The sequence below is a fragment of the Sphingobium limneticum genome (genome assembly GCF_008710165.1).
GTDB lineage: Bacteria > Pseudomonadota > Alphaproteobacteria > Sphingomonadales > Sphingomonadaceae > Sphingobium > Sphingobium limneticum.
This window is the reverse complement of the sequence record NZ_VYQA01000049.1, coordinates 1-6,061: the sequence shown is the minus strand read 5'-3', so window position 1 is coordinate 6,061 and position 6,061 is coordinate 1. Positions and strand designations below refer to the sequence as shown.

General features: G+C 59.9%; 10 protein-coding genes. 2 read left to right on the top strand and 8 right to left on the bottom strand.

Features of this window, described 5'->3' with window-relative positions:
• Positions 1-503 (top strand): electron transfer flavoprotein subunit alpha/FixB family protein (locus tag F4U95_RS24270; RefSeq protein WP_211363958.1); only part of this gene is annotated, 503 nt, incomplete at its 5' end.
• Between the two features lie 115 nt (positions 504-618).
• Here the strand turns inward: F4U95_RS24270 and F4U95_RS24265 are convergent.
• Positions 619-975, bottom strand: a complete 357-nt coding sequence (locus F4U95_RS24265) for a glycine zipper 2TM domain-containing protein (protein WP_150426981.1) — start codon at positions 973-975, stop codon at positions 619-621.
• 162 nt (positions 976-1,137) lie between these two features.
• Positions 1,138-1,356, bottom strand: a complete 219-nt coding sequence (locus F4U95_RS24260; RefSeq protein ID WP_120250553.1) for a hypothetical protein — start codon at positions 1,354-1,356, stop codon at positions 1,138-1,140.
• 120 nt (positions 1,357-1,476) lie between these two features.
• Between F4U95_RS24260 and F4U95_RS24255 the strand changes: the two genes are divergently transcribed.
• A complete protein-coding gene (locus F4U95_RS24255; protein ID WP_150426980.1) occupies positions 1,477-2,079 on the top strand; it encodes a hypothetical protein in 603 nt (200 codons plus the stop codon).
• Between the two features lie 8 nt (positions 2,080-2,087).
• On the opposite strand, the gene F4U95_RS24250 is transcribed toward F4U95_RS24255, so the two are convergent.
• The 6 genes from F4U95_RS24250 to F4U95_RS24225 all read right to left on the bottom strand — a co-directional run bounded on the left by F4U95_RS24250 (position 2,088) and on the right by F4U95_RS24225 (position 5,837).
• Positions 2,088-2,270 carry a hypothetical protein gene (locus F4U95_RS24250; protein ID WP_120250551.1) on the bottom strand — a complete coding sequence of 61 codons (183 nt, stop codon included), beginning with the start codon at positions 2,268-2,270 and terminating at the stop codon, positions 2,088-2,090.
• A 128-nt stretch (positions 2,271-2,398) separates the two neighbouring features.
• Complete coding sequence (locus tag F4U95_RS24245) at positions 2,399-2,611, bottom strand: cold-shock protein (protein ID WP_120250550.1); 213 nt, start codon at positions 2,609-2,611, stop codon at positions 2,399-2,401.
• A gap of 177 nt (positions 2,612-2,788) precedes the next feature.
• Entirely contained in the window at positions 2,789-3,910 is a 1,122-nt protein-coding gene (locus F4U95_RS24240) for a hypothetical protein (protein WP_246171714.1), read from the bottom strand.
• A 227-nt stretch (positions 3,911-4,137) separates the two neighbouring features.
• Positions 4,138-4,413, bottom strand: a complete 276-nt coding sequence (locus F4U95_RS24235; protein WP_150426979.1) for a type II toxin-antitoxin system RelE/ParE family toxin — start codon at positions 4,411-4,413, stop codon at positions 4,138-4,140.
• A complete protein-coding gene (gene relB / locus F4U95_RS24230; RefSeq protein ID WP_150426978.1) occupies positions 4,413-4,595 on the bottom strand; it encodes a type II toxin-antitoxin system RelB family antitoxin in 183 nt (60 codons plus the stop codon). Before relB ends, F4U95_RS24235 begins: the two co-directional genes overlap by 1 nt.
• Positions 4,596-4,661: 66 nt before the next feature.
• A complete protein-coding gene (locus F4U95_RS24225) occupies positions 4,662-5,837 on the bottom strand; it encodes an AAA family ATPase (RefSeq protein ID WP_150426977.1) in 1,176 nt (391 codons plus the stop codon).
• Between the last annotated feature and the right edge of the window lie 224 nt (positions 5,838-6,061).

The following is a 6,061-nucleotide window of genomic DNA, read 5'->3' as shown; positions in this document are numbered from 1 at the left end:
TCATCACCGTCCGTGGCACCGCTTTCGAGAAGGCGGCGAGCGAAGGCGGTTCGGGCGTGGTGGAAGCCGTGGCCTCGACCGGCGACAAGGGGCTGTCGTCCTTCGTCGGCGCCGAGATCGTCAAGCTGGAACGGCCCGAACTGACCAGTGCCAAGATCATCGTGTCGGGCGGCCGGGCGTTGAAGGATGGCGAGACGTTCGAGGCGACCATCTTCCCGCTGGCCGACAAGCTTGGCGCTGCCGTCGGTGCGAGCCGTGCGGCAGTCGATGCAGGCTATGTGCCCAACGACTATCAGGTCGGGCAGACCGGCAAGATCGTGGCGCCCGAAGTCTATATCGCGGTCGGCATTTCTGGCGCGATCCAGCATCTGGCGGGCATGAAGGACAGCAAGACCATCATCGCCATCAACAAGGATGAGGATGCGCCGATCTTCCAGGTCGCCGATATCGGACTGGTCGGCGATCTGTTCAAGATCGTGCCTGAGCTTACCGAAAAGCTGTAAGCCATCGCCACGCAATAGGAAAGGGCGTGGGGAGTAATCCCCGCGCCCTTTTCCATGAATGCCTGTTTGTCGCATTTCCCTAGTCGTCAGATGACCATCTGACTTGGGAATGCGTTCATTCGCAGTTGATATCGTTCTTGTCGATTACTCGGCCGGCAAGGGCGCCGCCGGCGCCGCCCAGGATGGTGCCTAGCGTTTTCGAGCCGCCCGGAGCGATGATGTTGCCCAGAACGCCGCCTGCGATGGCGCCGACGATGGTGCCGGTGGTGCCGTCATCCCGCTTGCAATAATAGCGGCCGTCGCGGTCGCGGTAGATCTGGTCATTGTCGCGGATCGGGCGGCGGTGACCACGGGGTGGACCGCGGCGGTCGCCGGGGCGGTCATAGCCGTAGCCGCCGCCGTAATTGTCAGACGTGCAGGCGCCGAGTGGGAGCATCGCCAGGATGGCGGCTGCCAGAACGGGTTTGCGCATGGGGGTTTCTCCTCTTATGTCCCTGTCGGCGGATCAACCCTTTGGCAGGCCGATAGTTTCCCAAAGAGAAGCCGCCCGTCGCTGCCATGAGAGGGGGTATGGCAGCAAGCGGGCGGCGACCGGCGGCGAGCGGGGACTGTAGCCGCCGGATGGGAATGGTTTTTAATTGGGCAGCGGGCGACTGCTGGTGACGGACGGGGTGACCAGCGGGGTGCTGGACGCGGTTACGGTGCCGGTTTCGGCACGCTGTTCGTCCAGCTTGGCCTTCGCTTCGCCATAGCGGGCGACGATGTCGTCCTTGAACTCGGTCAGCTTGCCTTCGTCATAGAGCTTCTTGCCGACATAGCCGGCGATGGCGCCGAAAATCAGGGTGCGGATCATGGGAATCTCCTAATCTGTGGGTTTGATGGGATAACTGGCCACGGCGACAGGGGTTCCGAGGGCGATTGCCTGAGCGGCGCTTTCCGCTAGTCTTGCGGTGGGCTGTGGGGGAATTGAGGCATGTCGGCTTTCGATCTGGTGTTCGCGGTGTTCGGCCTGTTGCTGGGGCTGGCCATTGCCGAAGTGCTGGGCGGCTTTGCCAGGGTGCTCAAACTCAAGCGATCCGCCAAGCCGGTGCGGGTCGGATGGCTGACGCCGCTGCTGGGCCTGTTCGTCATGCTGGACCTGACCAGCTTCTGGGGCACGGCCTATGTCATGCGGGACCAGATGGATGCCAGCTACCTGACGCTGGTGGTCGTGCTGGCCATCGTCGGTGCCTATCATCTGATCGCGTCGGTGATCTTTCCCGACGAGCCGGAGCAATGGCCCGATTTCGACGAATGGTACGACAAGCAGAACCGGCTGGTGATCGGCGGGTTGCTGGCCCTCAACATCGTCGTGACGATCGGCCATGGGATATTGGATGGGTTGCGGCCGGTGCCCGAGGCGCCGGATGGGCCGGCGGGGGCGGTGGGACTCTTATTCTATGTCGGCGGCGCGCTGTCGCTGTTCGCGCTATTGGTCGCCCTGCTGTTCGTCCATAATCGCCGGTGGAATGTGGCGATGCTGGTGGCGCTGAATCTGATCCTGCTGAGCACCAGCATATTGGAGGATTATGTCTGAAAACCCGGTCAGGCCGGATTGCCGCCCCGTTCGCGCAGCGCGCGGCTGGTGTCGATCTGATCCTGGCGGCGGGCCATGGCGAGGAAGGCCGCTTCGGAGCGGAGGCAGCGGTCGCGGACATTGTCCAGCAGAGCGGCGGCGGCGTCATCATGCGCCTTGGCGGCAAGGGCGTGATAGTCGGGGTTGGCCATGGCTGCGCTCCTGTTTTGGCAGAGCGATATCCCGTCGGACGGCATCATCCGATGCCTGGAAAATCGCGTAACCAATGAATAGGTGATCGGGCGCCACCATGGCGGCGCCCGACCGGATCGCATGCCGATTATTCGGCGTGCGCGATGTTCACAGCCGCCATCTTGCCGCGACGGTCCTGCTCCAGATCATAGGAGACGCGGTCCTTTTCGCGCAGCGTGGCGAGGCCGGCGCGTTCCACGGCGCTGATGTGGACGAACGCGTCCGGGCTGCCATCATCGGGAGCGATGAAGCCAAAGCCCTTGTCGGCGTTGAAGAATTTTACGGTGCCTACGATGCTCATGGAAACTTCCTTCTTGTCTGCGACGCGTCCCGTGTGGACGCACCGGGTCGCTAAAGGGGCAGGGAAAGAAGGAGTGAGGGAGCCGCAAAGCGCCGAAAGACCGTCGATTTGCGACTATAGCTTCCCCTATGTAGGCGATAGGCGGCGAAATAGCAAATCGGGGGCCGGGTCGGGCGTTCAGGCGGGCACGGGATGGGCTTTCGCCATGGCGCCGGTGTCCGTTTCGGCGGGCGTTTCCTGGGGCGCTTCTTCGGGCAGGCCGGCGTCCTTGCGAGCGAAACCGAAATAGGCGTCGCGGGCACGGGCCGCCGCCATTTCATAGGGTTGGAGCCAGACAGCATGCTCCGCCTCCAGCGCCGCCTGCTCATCGGGCGTCAGATCGCGGTCATAATCGTCTACATCATAGTCGCTGCTGCTGGCATCGCCGGTGAAGCCGGGCGGCGGCGGGAAGTCGGTGCGCCAGCGCTCCAGCTGGCTTTCCCACCAATGGCCGCGCAGTCGGGCGGCGGCTTCCTCCGGGGGCAGATCGGACCGGTTGGGTTCGGGTTCCGGCTCTGGTTCCGGCCCTGATTCCGGCGCAGGTTCGGAGCGAAGTTCACACCGTTCATCGGCGACGGGATTCTGCGGATTTTGCCCGGCTGCAAGCGGCATGCGCGCGGCGACGAAGAGCGCGGCGCAGGCCCCGGAGGAGATGGACGCGGCGACCGCCTCCACCACCGGTTCGGGCGTTTCGGGGCGTGACCCGTCGAGCAGTTGCGCGTCGGCCATAGTGCGGGCGCGAGGTTCTTCGCCGGTGCGGGGGAGGGCGAGGCCGTCCAGCTCCGCCTGCGCCACATCCTGCGGGCAGAGCATGTCGAGATAGGCGGCGAAATCCTGCGCCACGACGCGGGCGAGCGCGGCGTCGGAGCCTTCGGCCGGGGAGTCGGCCATGCGATCGAGCCGGGCGAGCATCGACATGGCGAGGCGATTGTCGTGGCGGTGGCGGGTGATTTCGTAATTGTCCGGGTCTTTGCGGATGGTTTCCTCATTGCCCATGATCGCGCGGGAGAGGAGGTCCGTCGCGAGGCGGGAGCGGGCGATCAGGATCGCGGCGTCCCAGCCGAGGCGAAAGGCCGCGCCGTCATGGCGGGTGCGCAGAGCATAAGCGGAGCGGGCGGTGATGCGCACGGCTTCGCAGGCGAGCATGATGACGCCGGACGAGGCGAGGACTTCGAGGAAGCGGCGCTGGCGGGCCGGGGACCAGCCATCGGCGCGGCTTTGCGGGGCGGCGGTCGGGAGGATGGGGTCGTGGATGGACATGGGTCGGTGCCTCCAGCTTGAGGGGTTTGCCGGAGGGTGGACGCGAAGGGGGTGTGTAGGACAGGGGAATAGGAAAACCGGTCGTCATTCCGCCCAGACGGGCTGCAAATCGCGATGTTCTGCGTTCCGGTGCTCACGTACTGAAGTACGCTGCGCTCCGTTACTCGAACATCACAATTTTCGCCTTCGTCTGGACGAAATGACGACCGGTTTTCGATGGTGATTGCTTAGGGATATTGCTGACGGGTGTGTTTGACGGTGACGATTTCTATGACGTCGATGCGCACCCGATAGATAAGGATATAGTTGGGGGTGACGATCGCTTCGCGGGTGTCGGGTACGCGCCCGGACCGGTGCATGTGGGGATGGTCGGCCAGCCGCTCGGCCATATCGGCGAACAGGTCGGCATGGCGCAGCGCGGCGGCTGGATTGCGGTCAGCGATATAGTCGATGATCTTTCGCACGTCTTCCCGCGCCTTCTGACGCCAGATGACATGCGGCATCAGCCTTGCCCGGTTTTCTTGGCGTCGATGATTGCGCGCAATTCGGCCATCACCTGATCGTGCGGGACGCCGGGACGGGGGTCGGCCAAGGATGCCTCAACCTCCGAGCGGAGCCATGCGTCATAGGCTTCCGCTTCCTCGGGCGTCGCGAACTCAGACTCGATGGGGGTGAGTTTGGTCATGGAGCGACTGTAGCAGATGGGTGTAATGGAGCCAATCGGGTGGGGCACGATTGTCTTGGTTGAAGGTTATACCAGCGTGACGGAGGTGCTGAGCTTTGTTGAAGCCCATTTCATGTAAAAAAGAAGGAATGGATCAGTTATGACCAAGGCGTCATCTGATTCTACCCACTCTAGTGGTGGCTCTCCTTCAATTTCTCTCTTCGCAATTTTACTCATATTGGTAAGTGCTGCTGTAACCTCGTGCTTTGCCGGCATCGACGTGTTTACGAGGAGGTTTTGGAGTTCTGCGCGTAAATCTTCATAGCTCGTTCTAGGCTTTGGCCCTAGCGATGATAGTGCAGTAAGAATGGCGGAATATTTATCTTGCGATCTTCCATCTTTAAATGTCCTGAGCATCCTCTTTTTCTTAGCATCTGGACCAGATTTCAACTTGCTATATTTCGGGAACCCTTTGCTTTGAGCGATGATGTTAAGAGATTCCTCAAATGCACTCACGTTTAATTTTTTCATTTCGTTTGACTTGAAAAATATTCCACTTTTTATACAAAATTCACTACATATTTCTTGAACTAAAAGCGGATTTCCAAATCCCTCATTGCATATTCTTTTGTTAAGTTCATTGGAGCTCTCAACATTTAAGGCGTTAAATCCGCGCTCTGGAATAAGTAGAAGATCGTCTATCTCCCATGGGGGTATCTCGATATGCTTGAATCGACCCTCTAATTCCTGCTCTACCGTCATTGGATCGAAAGCTCGATGTGGAACGGCTAATAGTATTACGGACAATCCTTTAAAAACGGCTCCTTTAAGTGCTTGTATTATTTTCTTCTGATCGTCTCTCTCAATATAATGAAAGTCATCTACAAGGAGGGACGTTTTTGATTCGAGGAGGGCTTCCAGAGCGCCTCGTTGCGAACTGACGTTGTATTTTATACTTCGCTCGGTAGTGCGGGCAATCCCAGCACTGGCACCGCCTGATGCTTTGAAGCCAGGTATAGAGGCTGCAAGGCCAGCGGTAAGGTTATCATTCTTGGTTCCGCTTTCTCGTCGAGTAAACTCCGCAGGGACATCCAAGGCATGAACTATCTGTTCCCAGAAATCTTGCTCTGAGCGAACCTGCCCACCTTCAATAGTTATCGAATTGCCCGCTTGAGAAAGTACATGATTACAAAGAACGGTCTTTCCCGATTTTGTCGGGCCAGTTACAACATTTATCGCATATCCTCGCGCGAGAGCTTCCATCACCTTCTGCTCAAGGCCCAGATGGCTTCTACTCACGTAAGTGACCGAAGGCTGGCCGCCCGGAGTGAAAACATCTTTAACAGGCTGCGGAAAAAGGGTTGGCAGAGCCGGCCATTGGCCTCGCTTTCGCCGTTTTCTAGCCCAAGGCGTCAGTCATTCTGGGAGGTAACCTTCCAGAATCCGGTCGTTTTTGACCGGCCTCGGGCGCTATGAGGCGCAGGCCT

Excerpts from the sequence above, each read along its gene's own strand:
- F4U95_RS24265 (WP_150426981.1), bottom strand. The coding sequence starts at position 975 with ATGCGCAAACCCGTTCTGGCAGCCGCCATCCTGGCGATGCTCCCACTC.
- F4U95_RS24260 (WP_120250553.1), bottom strand. The coding sequence starts at position 1,356 with ATGATCCGCACCCTGATTTTCGGCGCCATCGCCGGCTATGTCGGCAAG.
- F4U95_RS24255 (WP_150426980.1), top strand. The coding sequence starts at position 1,477 with ATGTCGGCTTTCGATCTGGTGTTCGCGGTGTTCGGCCTGTTGCTGGGG.
- F4U95_RS24250 (WP_120250551.1), bottom strand. The coding sequence starts at position 2,270 with ATGGCCAACCCCGACTATCACGCCCTTGCCGCCAAGGCGCATGATGAC.
- F4U95_RS24245 (WP_120250550.1), bottom strand. The coding sequence starts at position 2,611 with ATGAGCATCGTAGGCACCGTAAAATTCTTCAACGCCGACAAGGGCTTT.
- F4U95_RS24240 (WP_246171714.1), bottom strand. The coding sequence starts at position 3,910 with ATGTCCATCCACGACCCCATCCTCCCGACCGCCGCCCCGCAAAGCCGC.
- F4U95_RS24235 (WP_150426979.1), bottom strand. The coding sequence starts at position 4,413 with ATGCCGCATGTCATCTGGCGTCAGAAGGCGCGGGAAGACGTGCGAAAG.
- relB (WP_150426978.1), bottom strand. The coding sequence starts at position 4,595 with ATGACCAAACTCACCCCCATCGAGTCTGAGTTCGCGACGCCCGAGGAA.
- F4U95_RS24225 (WP_150426977.1), bottom strand. The coding sequence starts at position 5,837 with ATGGAAGCTCTCGCGCGAGGATATGCGATAAATGTTGTAACTGGCCCG.